Source organism: Leucobacter alluvii, from assembly GCF_039530485.1.
Taxonomy (GTDB): domain Bacteria; phylum Actinomycetota; class Actinomycetes; order Actinomycetales; family Microbacteriaceae; genus Leucobacter; species Leucobacter alluvii.
On the sequence record NZ_BAAAOP010000007.1, the window covers coordinates 1 to 23,518 of the forward strand.

At 61.7% G+C, this 23,518-nt stretch carries 22 protein-coding genes and 2 pseudogenes; 18 read left to right on the forward strand and 6 right to left on the reverse strand.

Annotated elements, in window-relative coordinates:
- The 4 genes from ABFX18_RS09475 to ABFX18_RS09490 all read left to right on the forward strand — a co-directional run.
- Positions 1 to 455: type 2 periplasmic-binding domain-containing protein (locus ABFX18_RS09475; protein ID WP_346058148.1), on the forward strand; the 455-nt coding region annotated here is incomplete at its 5' end.
- Between the two features lie 25 nt (positions 456 to 480).
- Entirely contained in the window at positions 481 to 1,458 is a 978-nt protein-coding gene (locus ABFX18_RS09480; protein WP_346058149.1) for an amino acid ABC transporter permease, read from the forward strand.
- A complete protein-coding gene (locus ABFX18_RS09485) occupies positions 1,455 to 2,219 on the forward strand; it encodes an amino acid ABC transporter ATP-binding protein (protein ID WP_346058150.1) in 765 nt (254 codons plus the stop codon). Before ABFX18_RS09480 ends, ABFX18_RS09485 begins: the two co-directional genes overlap by 4 nt.
- Positions 2,216 to 3,301 carry a P1 family peptidase gene (locus ABFX18_RS09490; RefSeq protein ID WP_346058151.1) on the forward strand — a complete coding sequence of 362 codons (1,086 nt, stop codon included), beginning with the start codon at positions 2,216 to 2,218 and terminating at the stop codon, positions 3,299 to 3,301. Before ABFX18_RS09485 ends, ABFX18_RS09490 begins: the two co-directional genes overlap by 4 nt.
- 69 nt (positions 3,302 to 3,370) lie before the next feature.
- Here ABFX18_RS09490 and ABFX18_RS09495 read toward each other — a convergent pair whose 3' ends face one another.
- Positions 3,371 to 4,726: a type III PLP-dependent enzyme domain-containing protein gene (locus ABFX18_RS09495; protein ID WP_346058152.1), complete on the reverse strand. Its 1,356-nt coding sequence runs from the start codon at positions 4,724 to 4,726 to the stop codon at positions 3,371 to 3,373.
- Between the two features lie 238 nt (positions 4,727 to 4,964).
- On the opposite strand from ABFX18_RS09495, the gene ABFX18_RS09500 reads away from it, so the two are divergent.
- The 3 genes from ABFX18_RS09500 to ABFX18_RS09510 are packed head-to-tail and all read left to right on the forward strand — an operon-like array spanning position 4,965 to position 7,719.
- Positions 4,965 to 6,209, forward strand: a complete 1,245-nt coding sequence (locus ABFX18_RS09500; protein ID WP_346058153.1) for an aromatic amino acid transport family protein — start codon at positions 4,965 to 4,967, stop codon at positions 6,207 to 6,209.
- Entirely contained in the window at positions 6,209 to 7,111 is a 903-nt protein-coding gene (locus ABFX18_RS09505) for an acetamidase/formamidase family protein (protein ID WP_346058154.1), read from the forward strand. Before ABFX18_RS09500 ends, ABFX18_RS09505 begins: the two co-directional genes overlap by 1 nt.
- Positions 7,108 to 7,719, forward strand: a complete 612-nt coding sequence (locus ABFX18_RS09510; protein WP_346058155.1) for a response regulator — start codon at positions 7,108 to 7,110, stop codon at positions 7,717 to 7,719. The genes ABFX18_RS09505 and ABFX18_RS09510 overlap by 4 nt, the downstream gene beginning before the upstream one ends.
- A 521-nt stretch (positions 7,720 to 8,240) precedes the next feature.
- On the opposite strand, the pseudogene ABFX18_RS09515 reads toward ABFX18_RS09510, so the two are convergent.
- Together ABFX18_RS09515 and ABFX18_RS09520 are read right to left on the reverse strand one after the other, a co-directional pair.
- A pseudogene (locus tag ABFX18_RS09515) lies at positions 8,241 to 8,395 on the reverse strand (isocitrate/isopropylmalate family dehydrogenase); the annotation flags it as partial.
- Positions 8,396 to 8,537: 142 nt separating this feature from the next.
- Complete coding sequence (locus tag ABFX18_RS09520; protein ID WP_346058156.1) at positions 8,538 to 9,167, reverse strand: TetR/AcrR family transcriptional regulator; 630 nt, start codon at positions 9,165 to 9,167, stop codon at positions 8,538 to 8,540.
- A 26-nt stretch (positions 9,168 to 9,193) separates the two neighbouring features.
- On the opposite strand from ABFX18_RS09520, the gene ABFX18_RS09525 reads away from it, so the two are divergent.
- Positions 9,194 to 9,838, forward strand: coding sequence for a DUF998 domain-containing protein (locus tag ABFX18_RS09525; RefSeq protein ID WP_346058157.1), 645 nt, complete (start codon positions 9,194 to 9,196; stop codon positions 9,836 to 9,838).
- A gap of 567 nt (positions 9,839 to 10,405) precedes the next feature.
- The gene (locus tag ABFX18_RS09530; RefSeq protein ID WP_346058158.1) at positions 10,406 to 10,909 is read left to right on the forward strand and encodes an aminoacyl-tRNA deacylase; all 504 of its coding nucleotides are present in this window, start codon (positions 10,406 to 10,408) and stop codon (positions 10,907 to 10,909) included.
- A gap of 545 nt (positions 10,910 to 11,454) precedes the next feature.
- On the opposite strand, the gene ABFX18_RS09535 is transcribed toward ABFX18_RS09530, so the two are convergent.
- Positions 11,455 to 11,934 carry a cupin domain-containing protein gene (locus ABFX18_RS09535; protein WP_346058159.1) on the reverse strand — a complete coding sequence of 160 codons (480 nt, stop codon included), beginning with the start codon at positions 11,932 to 11,934 and terminating at the stop codon, positions 11,455 to 11,457.
- Between the two features lie 175 nt (positions 11,935 to 12,109).
- A protein-coding gene (locus tag ABFX18_RS09540; RefSeq protein WP_346058160.1) for an IS3 family transposase occupies positions 12,110 to 13,302 on the reverse strand; the annotation gives its coding sequence in 2 pieces (ribosomal slippage) (positions 12,110 to 13,015 and positions 13,018 to 13,302; 1,191 coding nt in all).
- A 122-nt stretch (positions 13,303 to 13,424) separates the two neighbouring features.
- Between ABFX18_RS09540 and ABFX18_RS09545 the strand changes: the two genes are divergently transcribed.
- On the forward strand, positions 13,425 to 13,679 hold the full coding sequence (locus ABFX18_RS09545) for a hypothetical protein (RefSeq protein WP_346058161.1): 255 nt from the start codon (positions 13,425 to 13,427) through the stop codon (positions 13,677 to 13,679).
- Positions 13,680 to 13,809: 130 nt separating this feature from the next.
- On the opposite strand, the gene ABFX18_RS09550 is transcribed toward ABFX18_RS09545, so the two are convergent.
- Positions 13,810 to 17,523: a phosphodiester glycosidase family protein gene (locus ABFX18_RS09550; RefSeq protein WP_346058162.1), complete on the reverse strand. Its 3,714-nt coding sequence runs from the start codon at positions 17,521 to 17,523 to the stop codon at positions 13,810 to 13,812.
- Between the two features lie 144 nt (positions 17,524 to 17,667).
- Between ABFX18_RS09550 and ABFX18_RS09555 the strand changes: the two genes are divergently transcribed.
- From ABFX18_RS09555 to ABFX18_RS09590, 8 genes and pseudogenes are all read left to right on the forward strand, one after another.
- Positions 17,668 to 17,937 (forward strand): DUF7882 family protein, encoded by a 270-nt coding sequence (locus tag ABFX18_RS09555; RefSeq protein WP_487047056.1) that lies wholly within the window; start codon positions 17,668 to 17,670, stop codon positions 17,935 to 17,937.
- Positions 17,938 to 18,352: 415 nt separating this feature from the next.
- Positions 18,353 to 19,051, forward strand: coding sequence for a hypothetical protein (locus ABFX18_RS09560; RefSeq protein WP_346058164.1), 699 nt, complete (start codon positions 18,353 to 18,355; stop codon positions 19,049 to 19,051).
- 80 nt (positions 19,052 to 19,131) lie between these two features.
- On the forward strand, positions 19,132 to 19,563 hold the full coding sequence (locus ABFX18_RS09565; protein WP_346058165.1) for a GNAT family N-acetyltransferase: 432 nt from the start codon (positions 19,132 to 19,134) through the stop codon (positions 19,561 to 19,563).
- A 37-nt stretch (positions 19,564 to 19,600) separates the two neighbouring features.
- A pseudogene (locus ABFX18_RS09570) lies at positions 19,601 to 20,312 on the forward strand (SDR family NAD(P)-dependent oxidoreductase).
- Positions 20,313 to 20,408: 96 nt separating this feature from the next.
- Positions 20,409 to 20,924: a hypothetical protein gene (locus ABFX18_RS09575; RefSeq protein ID WP_346058166.1), complete on the forward strand. Its 516-nt coding sequence runs from the start codon at positions 20,409 to 20,411 to the stop codon at positions 20,922 to 20,924.
- Positions 20,921 to 21,928 carry a cation diffusion facilitator family transporter gene (locus ABFX18_RS09580; RefSeq protein ID WP_346058167.1) on the forward strand — a complete coding sequence of 336 codons (1,008 nt, stop codon included), beginning with the start codon at positions 20,921 to 20,923 and terminating at the stop codon, positions 21,926 to 21,928. Before ABFX18_RS09575 ends, ABFX18_RS09580 begins: the two co-directional genes overlap by 4 nt.
- 210 nt (positions 21,929 to 22,138) lie before the next feature.
- Positions 22,139 to 22,774 (forward strand): hypothetical protein, encoded by a 636-nt coding sequence (locus ABFX18_RS09585; protein ID WP_249290789.1) that lies wholly within the window; start codon positions 22,139 to 22,141, stop codon positions 22,772 to 22,774.
- 45 nt (positions 22,775 to 22,819) lie between these two features.
- Positions 22,820 to 23,473: a DUF2382 domain-containing protein gene (locus ABFX18_RS09590; RefSeq protein ID WP_346058168.1), complete on the forward strand. Its 654-nt coding sequence runs from the start codon at positions 22,820 to 22,822 to the stop codon at positions 23,471 to 23,473.
- Positions 23,474 to 23,518 lie beyond the last annotated feature (45 nt).

Genomic DNA, 23,518 nt, shown 5'->3' on the forward strand with positions numbered 1-23,518 from the left:
ATCATGAACACGCCAGCCGCACTGGCTGCGTGACTAGAACCTGTCACCTATCCGTGCAGCAGACCCTTGAATCCGGCTACTCCGCTGTCCTTGCTGAGGAGTTCTCGGCAGACTGCGAAGACGCAGGACAAACTGCATATGACATTCTCATGCTCGCCGGTGACAGTGAAGCGAATCTCAGCGTTCAAAGCGGCCGTGCAACGGCAACCATCACTGATTACCCCGTTGCTGTCGAGCGCGCATCCGATCCGGAATCGGAGATGGAAGCGATCCGTATCGAAGGCAATGAGAGCATCTGGGGCATTGGCATCGATAAGGCGGACGAAGAGTTGGTAGACAGCGTCCAGCAGGCGCTGCAGTCGCTCATGGACGACGGCACGTACGGGGAGATCCTCGATGCTTGGGGCCTTCAAGAAATGGCGATTACCGAGGCAACGATCAACGGCGGCGAATAACAGCGGCCCACGGAGGAACACGCGTATGAGTACGAAGGTGCAGACTCGTTCCGCTCCCATCGAACACGTCAACGGGGTGAGAGTTCCCATTGCGCGTCCGCTGCATATTCAGCGGTGGATCACAGGCGCGATCGCCCTATTGGTCGTGTTGTGGGCAGCCTCGATCGTGATCTTGAATGAACGTATCCATTGGGATCGGATCTGGGAGTATCTCTTCTCACCCCGCATCCTTGAAGGTGTCGTGGTCACGATCTGGGTGAGCATCGCCGCTACAGTCGTAGGCCTTGTTCTCGGGGTGATCCTCGCCATCATGAAGCTGTCTCAGAACCCCGTGTTGCGCTGGATCGCGGAAGGTTACATCTGGTTCTTCCGAGGAACGCCCGTGCTGGTACAGCTCATCTTCTGGTTCAATCTCGCATTCCTCCTTCCGTATCTGACGTTGAAAGTTCCATTCACAAATATCGGCGTTCAGTGGGACACGAACAGCGTAATCAGTGGATCTGTAGCAGCATTGCTCGGTCTCGGCCTCAATCTGGCCGCCTACTTCGCCGAGACGGTGCGTGCAGGAATCCAGGCCGTCGACCGAGGTCAGACGGAAGCCGCACTCGCTGGCGGCATGACTCGTTTCCAACTGATGCGGTTGATCGTGCTGCCGCAAGCACTCAGAATCATCATTCCGCCCACCGGAAATGAGTTCATCTCCATGCTCAAAACCACATCGTTGATCGTGGTTGTCGCAGGCAACGACCTCATGACGCGGGCCAGCCAGATATATAAGCAGAACAACCTCATTATCGAGCTCCTCATCGTGGCGAGCCTCTGGTACATGCTGATGACAGCCATCGCCACCTACCTGCAAACACTGCTTGAGAAGCGTTTCGGACAAGACCGTGTGCGTCTCATCCGTGGAGAAACATTCGCCCAACAGTTTGTCCGAGTTGCGACTGGTGCCATCAGTTTGCCGGGACGGAGACGGATTACAGAGAAGGAGGGGCGGGCATGAGTGAACTGCTCGTCGAAGCCATCGGAGTCGAAAAGTCATTCGGATCGAACCATGTGCTCACTGGAGTAAACTTCACGGTGTGCCGCGGTGAGGTGAGCTGCATTATCGGACCCTCAGGTTCAGGCAAATCAACATTCCTCCGCACGATTAACGGGCTTGAAACGGCTGACGGTGGGAGCCTTGTCGTCGACGGGGAACAGGTGGGGTACCGGTTACAGGGCGACCGATACCACGCATGGAACGACCGAGAATGGGCGCAATTCCGTTCGGGTATCGGCATGGTTTTCCAGCGATTCAACCTCTACGGCCATATGGACGCGATAGAGAATGTTGCTGCCAGCCTGATCCATGTGAAACGAATGTCTCGCACGAAAGCGCATGAGCGCGCGCAGGAAGAACTTGACCGAGTTGGACTTGGCGAGCACATGTATAAGAAGCCGCACCAGCTTTCGGGCGGGCAACAACAGCGCGTAGCGATCGCTCGTGCACTGGCCATGGATCCGAAGCTCATGCTGTTTGATGAGCCGACGAGTGCACTCGATCCCGAGCTCGTCGACGAGGTGCTCGAGACGATGCGTTCCCTCGCTCAAGGGGGTATGACGATGATCGTTGTGACCCATGAGATTGGTTTCGCTCGTGAAGTGGGAGACACGCTGTCATTCTTTGATCGAGGGACGGTACTTGAACAAGGCACACCCGACGCGGTGATCTCGGACCCCAACTCCGTGCGCACGCGCGCCTTCCTCGAACGAGTCCGATGAGCGCTACAACACGGCCACGAGCAGCCGACTTGGGCATCTCCTCCGGCGCCTTTTCTCGGGGGCCACTGAATGCCATTACCGACGTCCCAGGCGTACTAGTCGGACATGCCACGGTGCGAAACGAAAGACTGAGCACGGGCGTGACCGCAATTGTTCCGAAGGTGCTTTGTGCAGAACGACCCGCGATCCCTGCAGGGCTTTCGGTGGGTAATGGGTACGGAAAATTGGTCGGCGCGACGCAGCTTCGAGAGCTGGGATCAATCGAGACCCCGGTGTTACTCACGAGCACATTGTCTGCATTTCGTGTCGCAGATGCCCTGGTCGCGTACATGTTGGAGCAACCCGGCCACGAACAAACGACCACCCTCAACCCGGTGGTGGGGGAGACAAACGATGGCTTCCTGTCCGACATTCGGAGCCGGCCGGTCGGTGAAGATCTCGTTCGTGAGGCGCTCGCGACGGCGGCGGGCGGTCACATCGCTGAGGGAGGCGTTGGAGCCGGAACCGGCACCGTCGCCCTCGGATACAAAGGAGGCATTGGAACTGCGTCTCGAATCTTTACGATCGACACCGCAGAGTTCACAATCGGCGCGCTCGTACAAAGCAATTACACGGGAACCTTGCAACTGGCCGGCGTCCCGTTCCCTGCAGCAGAAATCCTTGGTGAGCAGCCAGCAGAGACCATCGGCAATTCGTGCATGATTGTCGTGGCGACGGACGCCCCCTTAGACGCGCGTCAGCTGAACCGCATCGCCAATCGAGCCGTCTTCGCGATGCGGGGGACGGGCGCTGACTACGCACAAGGGAGCGGCGACTACGCAATCTCTTTCTCCGTCGTCACAGGAACTCCACCCGCCGATCAGTACCTCTCACCCGCGTTTCTTGCCACTATGGAAGCCGTGGAGGAGGCTCTCATCAATTCCATTCTGCGCGCTGAGACCCGCACAGGTTTTGAGGGACGCACTGCACGCGCGATACCAATTGAACGAGTCCGAGTAGGTCTCCAGCGTGCGGGAGTGAGTCTCCACAATCAGCCACCCCAGAACGCGACCCAGAACGAGGGTGCTATCGGAGCACGCTAAAGCCGACGCTCACCGCTGGGCACACTGTCACGAAAGCTGTCCGGGTGGAGCTGCAGCGTGCGGGAGTGACTATTCCGCGGCGATTACGAGCTCGGTTTCCATCTGGGCTTTACGCACGATCGAGAACTCTGGGACGGTGTCTGCGGAGTCGCCGATCATCGAGACGCCATACACTCCGGGCACTGGCAGCGAGTTGTAGGCGAACGGGTTGCTCGCGTAGTACGCGCCGGTGTCGAGTAGAGCCACGATGTCTCCCGGGGTAAGCGGTGGCAGCTCACGACCGCGTGCGACCAGGTCGCCGGCAAAGCAGCATGGACCGGCAACGTCCTGCACCACGGTGTGTCCCATGCTCTTCGCATGACCGCTGTGTGTGAATCCTTCGATACGTAGCGGCCATGCCTCAGGCATGAACACCGTACGTGTGGCAATCTGCGCACCGGCATGCGTGATGGCAACATCTCGTCCACCGACCTGCTTGGTGTACTCGACGTATGCAGCGATAAAGCCGTGCTTCGCAAGGATGCTTCGTCCAAACTCAGTGACGAGCGCATAATCACCAGAGAACAGACGGGGGGCTCCCTCGCCGAGGACTGCAACGTACTCATCGAACGCCGAGGTGGGGGTATCGGTCTCGAAGTCAACCGGGAGCCCCCCGCCGATGTCGAGGGTCCGGATCTGCGCAAATCCTGCCCGTATGTTTACCTCGTCGGCAAACCTCACGAGTTGGTTCACGCCGCGCGCGATGAGCGGCAAGGGGCAGCCTTGCGAACCGACGTGCGTGTGCGCCCTTCTCAACCATGGATTCGCAATGTAGGTCTCGATGAGTTTCTCACGCATACCGGGGTCTTCAAGAGGTATACCAAATTTTGAGTGCACGCCCGCGGTGCTCATCGCGGCGATATCGCCTGCACCAACCTGCGGATTCAGTCGGATACCGATCTCCGAGGTCGAGGGTGCCTCGCTCAGGATCTGCTGCACTCGCTCGAGCTCTTGAAAGTTGTCGATGTTCAGCGAAACGCCGAGCGCGAGCGCACGGCGAAGTTCCTGCCACGACTTCGCAGGTGAGTCAAAAACGATGCGTTCAGGCGCAAACCCGGCCTCGAGCGCTGCCGCGAGTTCGCCGTTGCTCGCAACTTCGGCACCCATTCCGAACTCTCGAAGCTTTGTGAGTACTGGCACGAGCGAGTTCGCTTTTACCGCGAATGCATGCAGCGTCGAAATGTGTGCCGGAAATGCGTGCATGAGGTGCTGAACGTTCAAGTTCAACCGCCCCCAATCGACGAAGGCGGCGAGTGGAGCGTGTTCGGGATGGAGTAGTCCGTCGTCGATTGCTGCCCGCAGAATGCGTGACCTTCGCCCGGTATCACTCGTAGTTTTCACTGATGCGCTTTCGTCTCGATATTCGCGAGGGCTTGGTGTCACCATGGCCCGATTCCCTTGAAAGGTTAAGATTCTTGGGAACCCGGCAAATCCCCCCACCAGGATGACTTCTCCCTCGAATTCATACCGAGAGGATGAGAACCTGCCACGCACGAGACCATATGGTGAAACGTGTCCTGGCAGAGCTGCATCGGACAGGCACCCGCACGCGTGGTCACATCACAACGGACACAGTGAGCTGCAGTGCGCGTGGGGTCTATCTATTGACGAAGAAAGAAATGACATGACTAGCGCTTCCGTAACGGGCACAGCTGCCCAGACAGCGAAAACCAAGCCGCACGGCACAACCATCACGTTCTGGCAGGGCGTCGCGATCATTTTCGGTGCGAACATCGGCGCCGGCATTCTCGCTCTTCCCTATGGCGCGAGAACAGGCGGCTTTCCCGCGCTACTCATCGCACTCGCTATCGCTGGCGTACTCACGACGGCATCAATGCTGTACATCGCAGAGGTCGCGCTGCGCACGAAGGAGCCATTGCAGCTCGCCGGTTTGGCGAGGAAGTACCTCGGCAACACCGGATCATGGCTCGTCTTCGCCGGTGTCGTCGTGAACGGCCTCGGAGCGCTCATCGCATACGCCTCGGGTAGCGGCAGCATTCTCTCTGAGATGTTCGGCATTCCTGAGGCGCTCGGAAGCTTCGTGTTCTTCATACCGGGCGTGCTCGTCGTGTGGTTCGGGCTCAAAGCAACGGGCCGCTCGGAGCAGGCAATCACGATTGCGATGCTCGTCCTCATCCTCGTGCTCTGCGCGTGGACCTTCATTGGCCCTGGCATTCAGTTCAGCAACCTTTCCTATGTGGAGCCGTACTTCATCATCCCGATTGTGAACCTCGCGGTGTTCGCGTTCATTGCGCAGTACACGGTTCCTGAGCTCGCGCGCGGTCTCGCGGAGCACAACCCGCGAGCGCTCCCTCGATCGATCGTGGTCGGCATGTGCGCGACTGGTTTTCTGCTCGCGCTCGTTCCTCTTGCGGCGCTCGGCATGATGGGCCCTGACGGTATCACTGAGGTGGTCACTGTCGCGTGGGGCCGCGAGCTCGGCGCGGTCGCTTACTATATGGCGAACATCTTCGCGGTGCTGGCAATGTTGACGTCCTTCTGGGCGATTGCGCTCACGCTCATGTCGAATGTGTTCGACCGCTTCAACTGGCCCTCGGAGAAGGCGCCCGGATACAGGGTTGCTGCGATCCTGCTCGTCGCTGTCCCGCCGTTACTCATCGGTGTGTTCAAGCTTGCAGGGTTTGTCTCGGCGCTCGGGTACGCGGGTGGCTTCGCTGGCGCGATCATGTCGGTGATCCCGGTGCTCATGCTCCATAAGGCACGCAAGTTCGGTGATCAAGAGCCCGCGTGGAAGGCGGGGTGGATCGCGCATCCGGTCATCCAAGCCCTCCTCATTATCGTGTTCGGACTCGCTTTCATCTACTCGCTCGTATCCGCCTTTGGGCTCGTACCTGACGGCTGGGCGTAATGATTCGCGTACCTGCGGCCTCCGCGATCACCACTTTCTCATCAGAGCATGCGCCGGTGGCGGAGGTCGCGCTCGGCGAAGTTTTCGAGTGCGAGACTGCCGACTGCTACGACGGGCAAATCAGCTCAGAAGCAGTGCTTCGGCCGCACATCAACATGGCGCAGTTCAACCGCGCGACCGGGCCCGTGCGTGTCGCGGGCGTCCAGCCCGGGGATACGATCCGCATTGACGTGCACGCGATTGAGATCGCGGATAGCGGTGTGATGGCGCTCTCACCTGGTCTCGGCGTGCTTGGTGAACGCATTGTTCAGGCAGACACGCGCATCGTGCCGGTCACTGGCGGGAACGTTTGGATCACACCGGATACGCCGGTGCCCGTCGCACCGATGATCGGCGTCTTGGGCATTGCGCCCGAGAGCGAGTCCGTCGGGTCATCGTGGCCAGGGGTGCACGGGGGCAATCTGGACACGCGCTTGCTGCGCGCGGGCTCGTCGCTCCTGCTGCGCGTCGCGCACGACGGTGCCCTGCTCGCGGTCGGTGACCTTCACGCGGTGCAGGGCGATGGTGAACTCGGCGGTACCGGGGTCGAGATCGCCGGAAGTGTTCGGCTGAGCGTCGAGCGTGTTTCATATGCGGGCCGGTTGCCCGCCGTGAGGCATGCGGAGGGGCTGAGCGTGCTTGCGAGCGCAGAAACGCTTGATGAGGCCGTTCGCCTGGGGTTTTCCGAAGCCGTGTCACTCATGCAGTTGTGGCGTGGACTGTCCTGGGAAGACGCCTACCGTACGACGAGCGTCATTGTGCGAAGTGAAGTGAGTCAGATGGTGAACCCGCTCGCGACCGCGCGCATTACCATTCCGCGCGAATGGTGCCCGGCAGACCTATACGGAGAGATGCCGAAGTGAGCGACAGACGCTCCATCTTGCTCGTGGAGGATCATCCCATCGTGCGTCTCGGGCTCGCAACGGTCTTGGGCGCTCAGGACGACTTCGAGATCGTTGCAGAGGCCGCGTCTGCCGCAGATGCGATGGCGGCGATCGCCATCTTCCATCCGGATCTCGTCATTCTGCCGCTTCGGCTCGGCGGTGTCCGCAATGGTCTCGAATTGTGCCGCGAGATCAAGTCGCTGGACGATGGGCCGAAGGTGATGATGTACACGTCGTACACCGGTAAGACGGATGCATCGCTCGCGTTCCTCTCAGGCGCAGACAGCTTTCTGACCAAGGATCACCCGGAGGGGCGACTCCTCGAGACCGTTCGCGCAACAGCACAGGGAAACCGCGTATGGGATCTCAACTCAGACACGGGCGAGAGCGCGCGCAAACTCGAAGAGCGAGTGCACGAATCGTCGCTCACGCTCCGCGAGCAGGAAGTACTCGGCTTCATGCTGCAGCGGTACTCGAATTCCGAGATCGCGCGAGAACTGTTTGTGAGCATCCCGACGGTGAAGACGCACGTCTCGAATGTTCTCCAAAAGCTCGGTATCGAGAGCCGGAAGGATCTCTTCGAGTAAGAGGCATTCTGCCCGCCGCTGCGCGCTACTCGCCGTGGCTACTGACCGCGTGAGGAGCTATAGCTTTCGATATCGGCGTTGAATCGGTGCAGTAGCTCGGCGAAGCGGTTTACATCCTCGTCGTTCCAGTCTGCGAGTATTCGGTCGAGAGCGCGGATGGAGCGGTCGCGCACCTCGTCAAGGCGAGTTGCGCCGTGCTCAGTCACCGCGAACCTACGCGCAATCCCACCCGCGGGATCCGGAATTTGCTCGAGGAGGTCATCGCTCAGTGCAGCGCTGGTCTGGCGCTGCACGGTGATGGCATTGAGCAGAGCACACCAGCGGATGGAGCAGGACTGAAGCGTGTGGTTTGATAGCTGGTCCGACATTGGCAGGATCGTTGTTGTCGCCGTCGTCCAGGTCTTGTCCCTCCGCAGCCGCGTTTTCTCCTCGCACCATGATGCAAGGTGCTGAGAATGCAAGCGCCGGGGTGAGGCATCCACCCTGAAGCGTTCTGATTCGTCACGTATTTCCTGGCCTTCCGCGATGTCCGGGGCCGAACCGCGCACGGACACAAACATGAACGGTCGCTGCGATCCGCATTGATATAGCCCGACGCGGCGAGCCCGAGCAAGCCGACCGTCGCCGAGGCGAGATCGGAGAGGATGTCACCGAAGAGGTTCGAGCAGAGCACCACCACGTTGCCGCAGATATGTACCTTTGATAGGAAGATTCTCTTTTCTGGCTGGAAGAGGTTGTTTGGGCTGCCACTCAGAGAGGTGACCGCAGATATTAAGCTTTCGAGCCACCACAAAAGCTGAACCTGGCGCATCACCGTCTCATCGTCGAGACAAGCAGTCCAGATGCCGCCGCACCAGCATCTGCGCACGGCTGAGTGACATGCGCCCAGGCTCTGCTGCCCGCGCGATGGCGATGCCGTCGAGTACTGCCAATAGATGAGCCGCCTCGTCCGCAGCGTCAAGGCTCGGGAAGAGCTCAATGATCGCGCCCATAAGATACTCCTCAGTCCCTGACCAGAACCGTGCGAAAGTGTCAGCTACAAACCCTGGTTGAGTCGCTTTCGCGGCGTACCAAAGCCAGACAATCGACGGCGTCACATCATCGCCGCTGCTACTTTCCGTCGGTGATGCATTTGCCAAAAGCTCGCAGAACGCGGCGAATGCCGCGAACCCACCTTCTCTGGCGAAGGCTTGTTGCGACACCTCTTCAGCACGTCTCATGAACTGCGAAGTGATGTGCTCGGCTGAGGCGACCAGTAGCGCATCCTTCGTCGCGTAATGATGCTGAATCGCACCAACTGAGACGTGAGCTTCCAATGCGACCTTACGGACAGACAGTCCGTCCAGGCCATCTCGCACAAGCACTCGTACCGCAGCATCGACAACTAGACGCGCGCCACCAGCCCTACTCCGGCGCACGCGGCGACGTTGAGCTGTAATATCAACCATACAACTGTATTTTAGAGGAGAAACCCGTGAAGCGATACCGCGTCGGAGCTATAGCCTGGATACTCAGCGCACTAGTGATTCCTGCCCAGGTCATTGTCGCTCTGGGATGGCCAAGCGGATACTCGGTAGCTAGCAACACCATCAGCGATCTTGGCGTGACCGCTTGCGGTGAATACTCAGAGCTCGGCCAACAGGTACGCGAAGTATGCTCACCGGGGCACGCGATCTTCAACATAAGCATGTTCGCCTCCGGTGCTCTCATCCTGATTGGCGCGGTTCTCCTATACGGACGCTGGGGTCGAGCTACCGGAAGAGCGGGGACCATTTTCATGATCGTGGCCGGTATGTCTGTCCTCGTAGTCGGGATCTCCCCATGGGATGTAGCTCCCGAGATCCATGACAGCTTTGCTTTGATGCAGGCCGTGTCCCAGTGGATCGCTATGATTCTGCTCGCCATCGCGGCTGGTCCAGGCAACTTCCGAAAGGTGACGACCTTTGTGGTAGTTGTTTCCGCCGCAAGCTTTGTGATTTTCATGGTAGCACTCGAGGGGTACGAAGTGCCTTGGCTTGGAGTGGGAGGGGTCGAACGACTCTCGTTCGATTCGCTGACTGTCTGGACCGCGCTCACTGGGGTTGCGCTTCTGAAGTCTCACCGCAGTAGCCGCCCCTGAAGGAGTGGAACTAGGGCGTGAGCTGCGCAGGCTCGAAGCAAAAGTCGCAGCGGCGACCGCGGACGAGGCGTGGTAGCGCATCGGCGCGGAGCTGAGCGAAGTGCGATCCGAGCTGATGAAACGCGGCCAGATCGCAATAGGCGGAGGCTGCGACCAGTAACCCAAACTTAAACGCGGCTACCATTCTGTAGCCGCCTTTTGGGCTGATGATCCGCAAGAAGGCGGTGGTCCAATGAGCAAGCCTCGTTGGTTGGTTACCTTCACTTCTGTGATGTTTGGTGGCTGGGTGTTGGTGCTTACTGCTGAGCTGCTGTTCCGATGGATGCGTAATCCCAGCTCGTTGCAGTTGAACATACCCGCATGGGGGCAAGCATGTGCATGTGTATGTGCATGTGCATGTGCGTGGCTCGCGATGATGCTGAGCAGGCACGAGTGGGAACCATTGCGTGAGGTTTCAGGCGAGGTCGATTCCGAATCGTCCACATATAGGTCGGTTTGGGCTCATGAGGTGCGAGCTCATCCGAGAACGTCCTCAATCGACCGCCATGTGAGAGGCAAGATAGACCTATGAGAACAGCCAAGTCGGCGCGACGTGTCGGCGCTACCCCTGCGTTGCGTCTGCTGCAACAGGCAGCCATCCCTCACATTTTGCGCTCTTACGAGCACAACCCGGGTACCGAGCTGTCCTTCGGGTTGGAGGCGGCCGCGGCGTTGGGACTGGATCCGGCACGGATCTACAAAACCCTCCTGACCGATGTCGACAGCGCACTTGTCGTCGCGATTCTGGCGGTGTCTAAGTGGCTCGATCTCAAGGCGCTGGCTGCAGCAGTGGGGGGCCGCCGCGCTTCGTTTGTCGAACCGGACCTGGCTGAACGAGTGACTGGTTACGTCACCGGAGGGATCTCTCCCTTCGCTCAGCGCAAGCGTCTTCCCACCGTGCTGGACGAGCGCGCTTCGGACCACGAGACAGTGCTCGTCAGCGCTGGTCGACGCGGCCTCGAGGTCGAGGTTGCGTCTGCCCACCTTGTCGCACTCACGGGTGCGACTACAGCACGGATTCAACTCGGATGAGGTAAGCAGAGCAGCTCATTCCTTCACAGTGGCAGCTGTCCCAGTGGCAAATTTCGTCGATGTCCCATACACTGTCCAACCCTCGGGCACCAGGAATCAGATCGCGGTAGACGAGTTGGATCCTGTTGGTCTTCCTTTTGCGAAGATCGTCAAGACCGCCGCGGCCAGGCTGATGTCCTAGTGCAAACGAGCCGAATGGACATCGGCCGTATACGGTCGTTTATGAGGCATCGATAACGCGCTTCCGAGCTGTGGAGTTTGACGCTTTGTGGCGGCGTTCTGTGATCGCACGGTGTCGCAGACAGGGCACAGTGTTGGCCTGCCCGAGGAACCATGCGGCCTTGCCGACACTCTGACACGAGGCCCAGTCGAGGTCCTCGACATCCGTGATCGTCAGACCTACCAGCGTGAGGGGCGGGAGCGTGAAGACATCGGCCGGTCGAGACCGGCCGATGTCTTCACGCGGCGGCGGGGCGCGCTGCCCGGGGTGGACCAAGACGATCCTCGTCCGCAACATCCTTACGGAGCGGTGACACAAGTAGACGTCAGTTGGCGTGCTCGTCCGGCGCGCTGTCCTTGGGCTGGACGGTCCATGCGGGAGGCTCGTCCTTACCGGTCGCTTCGTCTTGTTCTGCCTTGTCGCTGGTTCTCTGGGTGATGCCAGGTGCGTGGTGCACCGGGGCATAAATCGCGTAGAGGCGCAGCGGTTCGTCGCCAGTGTTGATCACGTCATGCCAGGTGCCGGCGGGGACCTGGACAGACCACCCATCCGAGACGTTTTGCTCGAAGTCGAGCCGGTCCTTGGCCGGGCCCATGACGGCCCTGCCCTGTCCGGCATCGAGGCGCAGGAACTGATCGGTGTCCTGGTGGACCTCCAGGCCGATGGACTCCCCGACCGGGATAGACATCAGCGTGACCTGCAAATACTTCCCGGTCCACGCCACGCTGCGGTAGTTCTCGTTCCGCCGGGTGGCCTCTTCGATGTCGAACGCGTTCGGGCGGGGCCCGATGTCGTTGATGGTCATTGTGTTCTCCTTTCGTGCTCGGACTTCGAGTCTAAGGGGACGCGCCAATAGATCCCCTTGTGCGGATCCTGGGGCCTAGGTTCGACGCCACACTTCGGGCAATCTTCAGGTACCTAAATGCCAAGTGAGAAACTCAGAGTATGGGACTGCTGCACGGATAGGTGACAGTTCCTAGTCACGCCGCCAGTGCGACGGTCGTGTTCATGATGGTCTCGAACTCGATGGGCGTCAAGCGCCCCAGACGGGCCGGGCGACGTCGGCGGTGGTAGGTTCGCTCGATCCAGGTGACGATCGCTATGCGCAGTTGCTCGCGGGTGGTCCAGGACCGGCGGTCGAGGACGTTCTTCTGTAGAAGAGCGAAGAAACTCTCCATAGCCGCGTTGTCCCCGCTCGAGCCCACTCTTCCCATGCTCCCAACCATGCGGTGACGGTTCAGCGCGCGCAGGAACTTCCTGCTTCGGAATTGAGATCCCCTGTCGCTATGGACGATGCAACCGGCGACATCGCCGCGCATCAAGGCGGCGTTCTCGAGCGCCTGCACGGCCAAGCGAGACTTCATCCTGGAATTGATCGAGTACCCCACGATCCGACCGGAGAACACGTCTTTGATCGCGCAGCAGTAGAGCTTGCCTTCGACGGTTTTGTGCTCCGTGATGTCCACGAGCCACAGCTCGTTCGGTGCGTCGGCCGCGAACACATGCCGGGTCCTGCCGTCCCCGTCAATTACGGCGCACAGATCGTCGTGAACCGGCGGTCCGGGACGGCGTCCCTTGCCGCGCTTGGGCTTGCCGAACGCACTGAACCAGCCGTTCGCGGAGGCGATACGCCACGCGGTCCGGTCCGACATTGCCTCACCGGCGTCACGCGCTTCGTCGGCGAGGAGCCGGTGCCCGAACTCGGGGTCGTCACGGTGAGCGTCGAACAGCGCGTTCGCACGATACGCCTCCACCACCTCGCTATCGGTGATGGGGTTAGTTAACCATCGGTAGTAAGGCTGGCGGGAGAGCTTGAGTACCCGACACGTCACCGTCACAGGGATTCCTGCATCAGCGAGCTCCGTCACGAGCGGGTAGAGCCTTTTCCCGGCAGGTTCGCCTGCGACAGATACGCCGCCGCCCGACGCAGAACCTCGTTCTCCTGCTCCAGAAGACGGTTCCGCTTGCGCAGCTCACGGATCTCGGCCGCCTCAATCCGCGATTGGCCAGGCTTGGCGCCGTCGTCGATGTCGGCGCGACGCATCCACTTCTGCAACGTCATCGGGTGAACGCCGAAGTCTTTCGCGATCTGCTCGATCGTCACTCCAGGCTCGCGGCTCCTCGCGACGCGCACAACATCGTCACGGAACTCACTCGGGTATGGCTTTGGCACAACAACATCCTTCCAGACCCACCCCTCGGGCAAGCCAGATCAGATGTCACCTACACGTGCAGCAGACCCGTTACAACGTGTCGGGTTTGACCGACATTCCTACCTAGTGAATGGAGGTCGTCATGAGCGGCACGAGTATCAACGACAGCATGGATCAGGTGGTCGTCTATCTGCGCATCTCCGAGGATCGAACGGGCGCGGAGGCCGGGGTCGAACGGCAACGCCAGAACTGCCTCGTGGCTTATGACGCCTACAGTCCCGCCACTTCTCAGCCATTCCAGCTGCGCGTGAACGGAACCTTGCTCGTCGCTGTCGGGGCACTTGCCGCTGTGGCGGGGTGGTGTTCCTCGGCGTTGCGCTGCAGTAGGCGCGGGTGAACCGGGACCCGCTATCACCCTCGCGCGCGGGTCCGGCGCCCCGCACAACGTGTCGCCGCGGGTCCCAGCGCTCTGCTGGTACCCGCGGCGACAGCCATCTCTAGCTGTGTACTGGTCTGTGCCCGGCGGTCTAGGACGAGCGGCGACGCCAGAACACGAGCAGACTGCCCGCGGCGAAGAGAGCGCTCATGAGCGCGATCGCTAGCGGCCACTGAAGCTCGGGGCCACCGGTGTCGGCAAGGTCCCGCTTTCCGTCGGAGCCGATCCCAGTTTCGCTTCCGGTACCGGTACCGGTATCGGTACCAGGGCCGGTCCCGCCCCCATCGCCGGTTCCGATGTCTCCGCCGTCTCCTGGCTCACCTGGGTCTCCTGGCTCACCTGGGTCTCCGGGCTCACCCGGGTCTCCTGGCTCGCCCGGGCCACCCGGATCCACAGGGCCGGCCGCGTCATCCGCGACCGTGATCGTGCGCTCGCTGGTCACACCGTTCACGGTCACCGTGAGCGTTGCCTCCCCCGCCCCGGTCGCGGTCAGTGCTCCGGTCGACGGGTTGAATCGGAGCATGCTTTCATCGGCTGCCTCGCTCGCACTCGCGCTCACTGCACGGCCACGCTTATCGGTCTCGACTGATCCGTCGTCGACGACGACACCGTCGCCACCCCAGACCGCGCTCATCGGCCACTGCACGGGCACGATGCGCCCGCCGTCCTGCGAGATGGTGGCGTCGACTGTTACCGCGTCGCCAACGGTCATCGCCGCCGGAACTGCCGCCGTCGCGCCGAGCGTGAGCTCGTCGACACGGGGCTTCACTTCGGCCCGGAGCCAGTTCGTGCGGCTCGTCACGGGGGCCGGGTCTTGACCTACGACACCCGAGTTCGGGTTGATGCCGAGCATCGCCCAGCCGGTGAAACCGCCCTTGTCAGGCGAGCTCGACGGCCCCTTGCCACTGTTGCCGCTGAGGAACGTCGAGACGCCCTCGTGGCTCGTCGCGTGGAAAACCCCGGCGTGGCCGTTGATCGTGGCGATCGACTTGCCAGTGTCAGCGCGGAACTCCGCGAGCCGATCCTGGTACCGCTTCGCTTCGATGCGGTCAGAGATCTGGCTGTCCTTGCTGCTCTTCGGGTCGTCGACCGGGTGATGCGCGAACACGAGCACGCCCGTGATCGTCGAGTCTTTCTCGGCCTCGGCAAGCGCGTCTTCGAGGAAGCGCATCTGTTGCTTGTCAGAGCCATTGAACGAGCCGTTCGCGGTGTTCAGAGTGATGACGAGCGTGCTGCCCACCTGCTGCTTCGTCTTCGTCGGCCCGAACTCAGCGATGAAGTTCTCGATCGGGCCGCCCATCACCTCGTGGTTACCCGGCACGTAGACCCAGGGCAGCTTGTCGCCGATTTCCTCGTCGAGGATTCTCCGCGCGAGCGCGAAGTCCTCGGGAGCAGCCTCATCGACGAAGTCGCCGGTGATCACAAACATCTCGGGCTTCGCGGCGAGGATCTCGCGCAGCGTCTGGCGAGCCCCTTGTACGTTCGGCCCCTCGGGGTTGCGGGCAACGAACTGTGCGTCGCTCATCACGGCGATGCGCTGCGCGCGCTGGTCGACGGTGCCGTTTGTGACGACGAGCGGATCGTGCACGACCGGCGCCTGCGGCTGTGCTACCTCGGGTGCCACGACGGCGCGGATGCCAGCGAACATGGTTTCGCCCTGGTACTGCTTCACTGCCGAGGTTTCCATCATGCGCACTCGCTCGAGCTTCAGCGGGTAGGCGGTGCCAACCGGCACGTTGAACGTGAGCTCCTGCCAGCCCGTCCAGCTTGTGTGCGGGCCGTCGATGTTCATGGTCGTGCCAGCACCGGTCTTCATTTGGAGGCGCGGCCAGGTGCTATTGCCATCTCCGTGCACCCACATCTTGATCGCCTTCGGCTGCCCCGCGATTTCGATGGGCTCCGGCGCGACGGCGTATGCGCCGCGCGTGCCCGTGGACGAAGCGAAGTCGTAAGTGAGCTTCAGCCCTGCCTCGCCGTTCGGTCCGGTTGCTTCAGCGATCTCACCGGTCGCCCGGTCTGAGTGGAAGGTCCAGCCCTTCGCGTTTGCGAGGTCTGACACCGGCTCCTCTTCCAGGCCGATCGTCACTGCAACGTCGACGCGGCGGTCTCCCGCAGAGAACGACACGGTCGCTGCCCCCGATGCCGCACGCGGGGTGATCGTGAACGTGTTGCCGTCGAGCGACTCAACAGCGACATCTGCACCTGCCGAGACCGTAAGATCTGCGGCCTCGATGGGTGCGCCGAAGCCGTCCTTGTCGAGGCCGGTGATAGTCACCGTTTCGCTGCCGTTCTCGTCAACGAGCGCGATGACGCTCTGGCTCGCACGGAGCCTGTCGAGCTCGCCGAGCACGCGCAGCTCGCTCGTCGCTAACTTTCCTTCAGCAGTGAACGTGACGAGCGCAGTGCCCGGGGTGGCTCCGGTGACCTTGGCGGTGTCTCCGTCAACTGTCGTGAGCGTCGCGTTTCCTCCCGCTACCGAGAATTCGCCTGCCGTAGCGCGCGCACCGCGGTTCGCGTCAAGGCCGATGCCTGAGACTGTACGTGAGAAGCCGGGGAACACAGCGTCTGCGTCGTCGAGTTTCGACTCGGGAGCGACCATAACGTCGGTGAGCCCGGCATCCGGCGCGGTCGACGAGAACACGAGGCTGTTGGGTACGCTGCGGAGGTGCCCGTCGGAGGGCGCGTTGCCAACGCTCAGCTCGCTGGTTCCCGGCTCGCGCATGAGCAGGGTACTGGATCCGCCACCGTCGAGGTTCACGGCATTGTGCGCGCCGAGCTCGACCATGAATTCCCCGAGCTCGTCGAGAGCCATGCCGCGGGAATGGCTCTGGCGGCCGTCGAGGGAGACCACGATGACTTCGCTGCCATCTTCGCTCACGCCGACGGCGGTGCGGGGCTCGCCCTTGTCAGGCGCACCAACGACTGCTCCGTCAGCGACGAGGCGCTGGTTGCCGCTGATCGCGAGATCCACGTCGGCGCTCGCGGCGACCGTAACGGGCAGCGCGTCGCCGGGCTTCACGCCTGCGAAGAGGTCGACGGCTGATCCGCGCGCGAGCACGACACCTGTTCCTGCAGCGATGGCGGTCGGCCCCGTGATCTCAGCGAGGTCGGCCGACGCGCGTGTCACGACGCCGTCGGTCACCTCCACCCGCAGGAACTTCGGGTCGATGGTCGAAGGCCCGCCGATGGCGCGCGCCATCGGGTACTCGCCCCACAACGGAGTGAAGTACCCAATACCGTCAGCAGGAATACCGATGTTGTTGACGGTGCTCACCTTGTGTGTGGTGCCCGAAATATCGAGAGTGGCGGCCGAGGCAAGCGCTTGGATCGCGGCGATGCCCTCGCTGATGGTAAAGCTCTCGACGGGTGATCCGCTCGTGGTCTTCACACCCTCGCTCGATGAGACGTTGGTGCCCTGAGCGACACCCGAGTTGTTGATGTCGAAGAACGAGCCGTTGACCGCGGCCACAGCGTGATCGCCGAGGGTGTGCTCGGTGACGGGGGCAGGCTTCGTGAGGCTGCCCGAGTCGCGCACGTCCATCGACAGCGTCGGGGTGGAGAGGTCTGCGACGAGCACGTCGCCAGTCACCCACCCCTCGTCCTGCAGCCGGTCGAAGCTTGTGGCTTTCAGGCCCGGGGCGAGCTGCCTCGTGTCAGCGCGAAGCAGGCTCGAATCGCGGCCGGTGAGGTCGAGGCCACCCGTGTCGGGTGACGCGTAGCTGGCTGTCAGTGTGGACTGGGGTGCGAGAGCGATGCCACTCACAGCGATGCCGAGACAGAGCCCGGCTGCGAGCGCTGTTTTCATGGGTGTTCGTCTAAATAAAGACACGAGTTGCCGCAGACCTTTCTTGAGTTTGGAATGCACGTGCGGCCACACAGACTTTATTGCATGGCCGCCGGACGCTCAGGTCAGCGTAGGGAAGCAAAGTAGCGCGAAGGTTTCGTTCGGGTGGACGGGAGGATTGCACGGCTCATCGGCGTTGCGTTCGCCTTCTTTCTCAGCTGGCACAAGCCGCATGATCAAGGAGGCGGACGAGTGTCTCTCTGGATGTCTCCCTACGGCACTGTGGCGTTCCACTTCTCGGGGAGCAAGGAGGCAGAGCTCAGCAAGGTGTGGATACGCGCGCTCAACGCGCTCGCGTACACCCCGCGCGGCCAGATCGCGATCTCCGAGGAGGAAGCAGAGCGCTTCGCCAAGCAAAACCCCGACGTGATCTGACGTCGAAGAAAGCCGCCCCTCCCGTGGTTCTGAGAGGGGCGGCTGTGTCGTTCCCAGTCACAGGTATGGGGTACACCGAGATCCGGGACGACGCGAACATCTTGAAACGGTGGACGCAGTCCACGAAGGGGCTTGACCTCTCCCGAAGGACTCAGCTATTCGCGCGTGGGGTCGTTTCGCATTTCAGCGCCAGGAATGACTGATTCGATCACCGCGTCCCGTGACTATCGCGACCGGCGATCCCGGCCGCGATAGAGTGCAGGCATCAGGCCAGAGCATGTCCGAGGTTCTCGAGGCCGCGGATCGCCGAAGAGTGAGGAACGTCGCAGTGTCGAATTCACGATCACAGCGGACATGGTCAGCGCTGGCTGCCAGTGCAGCGATTGCTGGATCCTTGGTGCTGAGCGGATGCGGATTGCTCCCGAGTTTCACGACCGACGGCAGTGCTCCAGGCGCTCCCGCTGAGTCCAGTGCTCCAGACAAGCGTGGTGACGCTGCAGCCCAGCAGCAGTTCTTCGACAATGTCATGCTGATGGCCCCGATGGTCGCAAGCCTCGATCCCTCGTCCTCCTGGGCTTCTGTCGAGCCGACGGCGTGGGACGATGCCGACCCGACGATGCGAGAGACCGTGGTGGGCATGGGGCTCGACGCCTGCAAGCGGGCGGACGACGCGGCTGCCGCATCGGAACTCGAGGATCCGGCCATCACCTGGCTCGCCGCACGGTTCCTCTGCGAAGAGCACCGCGAGGTCGCGGACGAGTTCCTCTCCAACGACGCGAGCATCTCACCCACGCACACGATGGCCGATCTCTTCGAGTTGGCGCTGGTGCACGAGGACGCTACGGTCAACGAACTCCTCGATGCCAATACCGTCTGCATCGGCGCGCTTGCAATCGCGTGGGACGTTCATGAGGGCTTCACGCCGGACGCAACGTGTTGGCTCATCCGCGTGCAGTCGGTCGAGGAGACCGGGGGCGACGCGGAGTACCTTTCGCTCTTCACGGACGCGGGCGACGCAGCGAACACGGCCTCTGATGCGCGCTTCGGCGAACTCGCCGAGGCTTCCGGCGCGACGCCGAACAACCTCTCCGAATTGCTCGAAGGCATGGAATAGCGTCGTTCAAGCGGGCGGTCACGGATGCATCGATGATCGCTCCTCACGAATGCGGACTAGAGGTCTACTGAGCTCGGTGGATGAATGTTCGCCGGCTCCAGATCGACGACTCCGCGGCTCTCGTTCCGCTGCTCGATCAGCTCGGTTATCCGTCCACTGAAGAAGCGATCCGTCAGCGCGTCGCGTCTCTCCTCTCGGATTCGCGTGTCGGATGCTGGATCGCGGAGGGCGACGCAAGAACGGTGGGCTTGTTGGTTGGAGATCTCAGTCGGCGCATTGATCGAGACGGGTTCGTAGCGCGCCTCTCAGCGCTCGTGGTCGACGAACGCGCGCGTGGTCAGGGCATCGCGCGGCGGCTTGTGTCAGACTTCGAAGACTGGGCGCGGGAGAACGGTGCCGCACAGGCCGGTTTGAGTTCTCGGATGAGCCGCGAAGACGCTCACGCCGCTTACCAAAAGCTCGGGTGGACCACTACCGCCCTGACGTTCAGTAAGGATCTGTCCGCATCGTGAGTCGAAGCGGGCCGAGCCACAGCTCCGGAGGGGTGCAATGATCGCAGTAACGGGCGGGTCGCGCGGCATCGGTGCGGCCATCGCGGAACGCGTCGCCGTCGACGGGCACGCTGTCCTCATCGGGTATCGAAGCAACGAGGACGCAGCTTCGAAGGTCGCCGAGCGCATCCGCAGCTTAGGGTGCGAGGCGGCAACGGCTCGCGTCGACATTACGGACCCGAAGTCCATCGAAGAATTTCTTGATGCCGGCCAGGAGCTCGGTCCGCTCACGGGCCTTGTCGCCGCCGCAGGCGAGGTCCAGGCCGTCGGAGCTCTCGTTGATCTCGACCCCGCAGACCTCAAGAAAGACCTGGAAATCAACCTCCTCGGCGCAGTTCTGACGGCGCGCGCGGCTATTTCGAGACTGACGCGCACGCGAGGCCCAATCGTTCTCATCGGCTTAGCGGCGGCCACACTCGGCAGCCCCGGTACCTACGTGCATTACGCGGCGGCAAGCGGGTACTGCTGCCCTCGCGGTAGGGCTCTCGAAAGAGCTCGCTGCCCAAGGCATCCGAGTCAACTGCGTCGAGCCCGGAACCATCTGGACGGACTTTCACCACGACCCTCAACGGCCGGCGAAAGTCGCTGCTTCGATTCCGTGGGGTCGGGCCGGTGAGCCCGTCGAAGTTGCCGGGGCGGTCGCGTGGCTGCTGTCGGAAGAAGCCGGATACACCACGGGAGCCACGCTGCGCCTTTCCGGCGGGCTATGACCTACCTCGGACCGCACGTATTGTGTATCGTCCAGCGACGAGTTGAAGCGATGCTAGGTGTGCAACCTTTCTCGCGTTCATGGCATCATGCGAGATATGCGGAACAGAAAGTCTCACCGCTCCGTTCGAGCGATTCGAACGAGTGATTCCGTTCTGCCCGTACAGGCAGGCGTCGTTGCAGCTCTACTCGTCGCACTCACCGGTTGCGGCATCACGATCCCTTCGGATCCCGATGACACGTTGGGCCACGCGATTGGCGCGGAGCTTCGTATCGGGATCGCCGTCGAACCACCACTCAGCGAGGATGGAGATCCTCCCCGGGGCCCCCTCCCAGAGCTCGCAATCGAGTACGCCGAAACACTTGATGCGTCTCCGGTGTGGAGTATCGGTAGCGAAGAAACGCTTGTCGAGATGCTCGAGCAGGAGAAGCTCGATGTCGCGCTCGGCAACTTCTCGCCCGACTCGCCATGGTCGGAGCGAGCCGCCCTGTCCCGCCCGTTTACCGTCGACGGCGCCGACCCGGCAGAGCTTGTTGCGCTCATGCCGCTCGGAGAGAACGCGATGTTGTCGAATTTTGAGACGTTCATCGACAGCACGGAGAGGGCGCAATGAGCAAGCTTAAACGACGCAGTCTCACCGACGGTCTTCCCGCTGAGCAAGCAAGAGCTCTCCGAAAAGCGGTTAAGTGGCAGATCTTCACAGTGTGTTACACAGCGATCACCATCACTGCCGTCGCGTTCGTGCTCGGCAACTCGCAGGCCATGAAAACCGCATGGATCGAAGACATGCTCTCCCTGCTCCCCCAACTCTCATTTCTCATCGCTTTAATCTTCATCAACCGCAGGCCCACCCAGAGGCACCCCTACGGGCAGCATCGCGCAATGAGCATCGGACACCTCGTCGCTGGCGTCGCTCTCCTGGCTGTCGGTGGAAGCCTTGCCGCAGAATCCGTCACTGGCCTTGTCAGAGCTGAACATCCCACGATCGGGACCGTGAATCTGTTTGGCAACACGATCTGGCTGGGATGGCTGATGGTCGTCGTCATGGCGATCATCGTTATAGGTCCCGTGTTTCTGTACGGTCCAGCGAAAGCGAAACTCGCGCCCGTGCTCCACAACAAGCTTCTCTTCGCAGACGCCGACATGGCAAAAGCCGACTGGCAAACGAACGTGGCATCGATCATCGGTGTACTCGGGGTCGGTGTGGGCTGGTGGTGGCTCGATGGGGCCGCAGCAGTGTTCATCTCGCTCGGCATCATCCGAGATGGTTTGCGCAATACCAGAGCAGCGATATCAGATCTCATGGATCAGCGCGCACGAACTTTCGATGACAAGAGACGTCACCCGCTCGCTGACGGAATACATGGCTACCTCGCCAGCCTGACTTGGGTGACGCAGTTTGGCATTCGCATGCGCGACGAGGGACAGGTGTTCCATGTCGAAGTGTTCCTCGTCCCTGACGGAGAGGCGCTTACTGCTGACCGTGCTGATGAAGTGAAAAACGCTCTGCATGAACTCGACTGGAAGGTCCAGGATGTCGTTGTAGCGGCAACAGCGCAGCTGCCCAGCCATCTCGACCGCCCGTCCGCGAGAGCATCAGGAGAACAGCGACCGTAGATTCCCGCTCGTCCTGCGTGACATGGGTGTGATCGGTCGCGCGCCTGCCCTGGCTGGAAGCCTTGCGCCCTCGTCAGCAAGGGGCATTTTCTCACCGCATTTCCAGAGGTCAACCCCCGCGCGCGGAGAGGAAAGTCGGGGGAGCCTGGTGCCAGGCCCCCACATGGAGAGGCTCGATCCCGCACTGACGACGAGGGCAGGAGCACGGAAATGAACACTGAGCACAATTCTGAATCTTCGGGAGACCACGCTGCTGTTGCGGCGGAGCGAGGCCCGACCCGCAGAGAAGAGGTTCTCGATCGGGAGAAGCAGCAGTTCGGGGGAATCAAGTGGGGTTCCGCCTTCTTCGGCTGGCTCACCGCGATGGGAACAGCAGTTCTGCTGACCGCGATTCTCAGCGCTGTCGGCGCAGGAGTCGGGCTCGGTGCTGCGGACGGGGATGCGCAGGCGGCTGCCGAGGATCTCACCTCGAACGCTGATACGGTCGGGATCATCGGAGCGATTGTGCTCGCCGTGATCCTCTTCGTGGCCTACTTCTGCGGCGGGTACGTCGCCGGACGCATGGCCCGATTCTCCGGCGCGAAACAGGGCGTCGCCGTGTGGGTGTGGGCCATCGTCATCGCGATCCTCGTCGCAATACTCACGGCGATCGCCGGTTCCCAGTTCAACGTCCTCGGAAATCTCAACGGGTTTCCCCGCATTCCGATCGATGAGGGCACTCTGACGGCCACCGGCATCATCACCGCGGTTGTGCTCGTCGTCGTCAGTCTGGGCGGAGCAATCCTCGGCGGCGTCTCGGGGATGCGATACCACCGGAAGGTCGACCATATCGGTCTCGGACGATGAGTTCAGCACGTCACCGATGCACCACAGACTGAGAGGAATGCACCCATGATCGATTCCACCTCCATCAACGGCATGTTCGACGCGAACGTCTTCGACGTCGACGGAGACAAGATCGGCACCGTGAAGCAGGTGTTCGTCGACCAAGACGATCAGCAGCCACTGTTCGTGAGCGTCGCGACCGGCCTCTTCGGAACATCCGAGTCTTTCGTTCCACTGCGCGACGCGAGTTTCGACGGAGACTCCCTGCGCGTGGCGTATGACAAGGCCACGGTGAAGGACGCGCCCAGGATCGACGCGGACGGCGCGCTCTCCGACGGCGAGCACGATCGACTGTGGGACTACTACCACGGGAAGACGGGGAACGAGCACGATCGCACTGCAGCAGACGACGCCCAGGCTCCCGGTGGGGGTCAGGTGCCGGGGAGTGACGAGGATGCGGTGGCGCGGCGGGAAGCGCACCGGAACCGGTCTGAGAATGACGTTTCCAGGAGCCGCGTTCGGTTGCGCAAATATGTGATCACCGAGCAGCAGACCATCACTATTCCGGTGCGTCACGAGGAGATCCGAGTGGAGCGTGTGCCCGCGGCGGACTCGCTGGGAGCGGAAACCGGCTCAGAGCGTACGGGCGTCTCCGAGGAGAGTGCGCAGGAAGAAACCGGAACGGACGACCGACACGAGTCACCCGGGAGGAATCACTAGCTCTTCTCCCTGCCGTTCTCTCGGCGTCACGATCAGGCCCGTCGT

What these genes read in the sequence shown, in the direction of transcription:
- ABFX18_RS09485 (WP_346058150.1), top strand. Translation starts at nt 1,455, where the DNA reads ATGAGTGAACTGCTCGTCGAAGCCATCGGAGTCGAAAAGTCATTCGGA.
- ABFX18_RS09565 (WP_346058165.1), top strand. Translation starts at nt 19,132, where the DNA reads ATGAATGTTCGCCGGCTCCAGATCGACGACTCCGCGGCTCTCGTTCCG.
- ABFX18_RS09535 (WP_346058159.1), bottom strand. Translation starts at nt 11,934, where the DNA reads ATGACCATCAACGACATCGGGCCCCGCCCGAACGCGTTCGACATCGAA.
- ABFX18_RS09550 (WP_346058162.1), bottom strand. Translation starts at nt 17,523, where the DNA reads ATGAAAACAGCGCTCGCAGCCGGGCTCTGTCTCGGCATCGCTGTGAGT.
- ABFX18_RS09580 (WP_346058167.1), top strand. Translation starts at nt 20,921, where the DNA reads ATGAGCAAGCTTAAACGACGCAGTCTCACCGACGGTCTTCCCGCTGAG.
- ABFX18_RS09590 (WP_346058168.1), top strand. Translation starts at nt 22,820, where the DNA reads ATGATCGATTCCACCTCCATCAACGGCATGTTCGACGCGAACGTCTTC.
- ABFX18_RS09500 (WP_346058153.1), top strand. Translation starts at nt 4,965, where the DNA reads ATGACTAGCGCTTCCGTAACGGGCACAGCTGCCCAGACAGCGAAAACC.
- ABFX18_RS09545 (WP_346058161.1), top strand. Translation starts at nt 13,425, where the DNA reads ATGAGCGGCACGAGTATCAACGACAGCATGGATCAGGTGGTCGTCTAT.
- ABFX18_RS09480 (WP_346058149.1), top strand. Translation starts at nt 481, where the DNA reads ATGAGTACGAAGGTGCAGACTCGTTCCGCTCCCATCGAACACGTCAAC.
- ABFX18_RS09585 (WP_249290789.1), top strand. Translation starts at nt 22,139, where the DNA reads ATGAACACTGAGCACAATTCTGAATCTTCGGGAGACCACGCTGCTGTT.
- ABFX18_RS09520 (WP_346058156.1), bottom strand. Translation starts at nt 9,167, where the DNA reads ATGGTTGATATTACAGCTCAACGTCGCCGCGTGCGCCGGAGTAGGGCT.
- ABFX18_RS09490 (WP_346058151.1), top strand. Translation starts at nt 2,216, where the DNA reads ATGAGCGCTACAACACGGCCACGAGCAGCCGACTTGGGCATCTCCTCC.
- ABFX18_RS09575 (WP_346058166.1), top strand. Translation starts at nt 20,409, where the DNA reads ATGCGGAACAGAAAGTCTCACCGCTCCGTTCGAGCGATTCGAACGAGT.
- ABFX18_RS09505 (WP_346058154.1), top strand. Translation starts at nt 6,209, where the DNA reads ATGATTCGCGTACCTGCGGCCTCCGCGATCACCACTTTCTCATCAGAG.
- ABFX18_RS09495 (WP_346058152.1), bottom strand. Translation starts at nt 4,726, where the DNA reads ATGGTGACACCAAGCCCTCGCGAATATCGAGACGAAAGCGCATCAGTG.
- ABFX18_RS09530 (WP_346058158.1), top strand. Translation starts at nt 10,406, where the DNA reads ATGAGAACAGCCAAGTCGGCGCGACGTGTCGGCGCTACCCCTGCGTTG.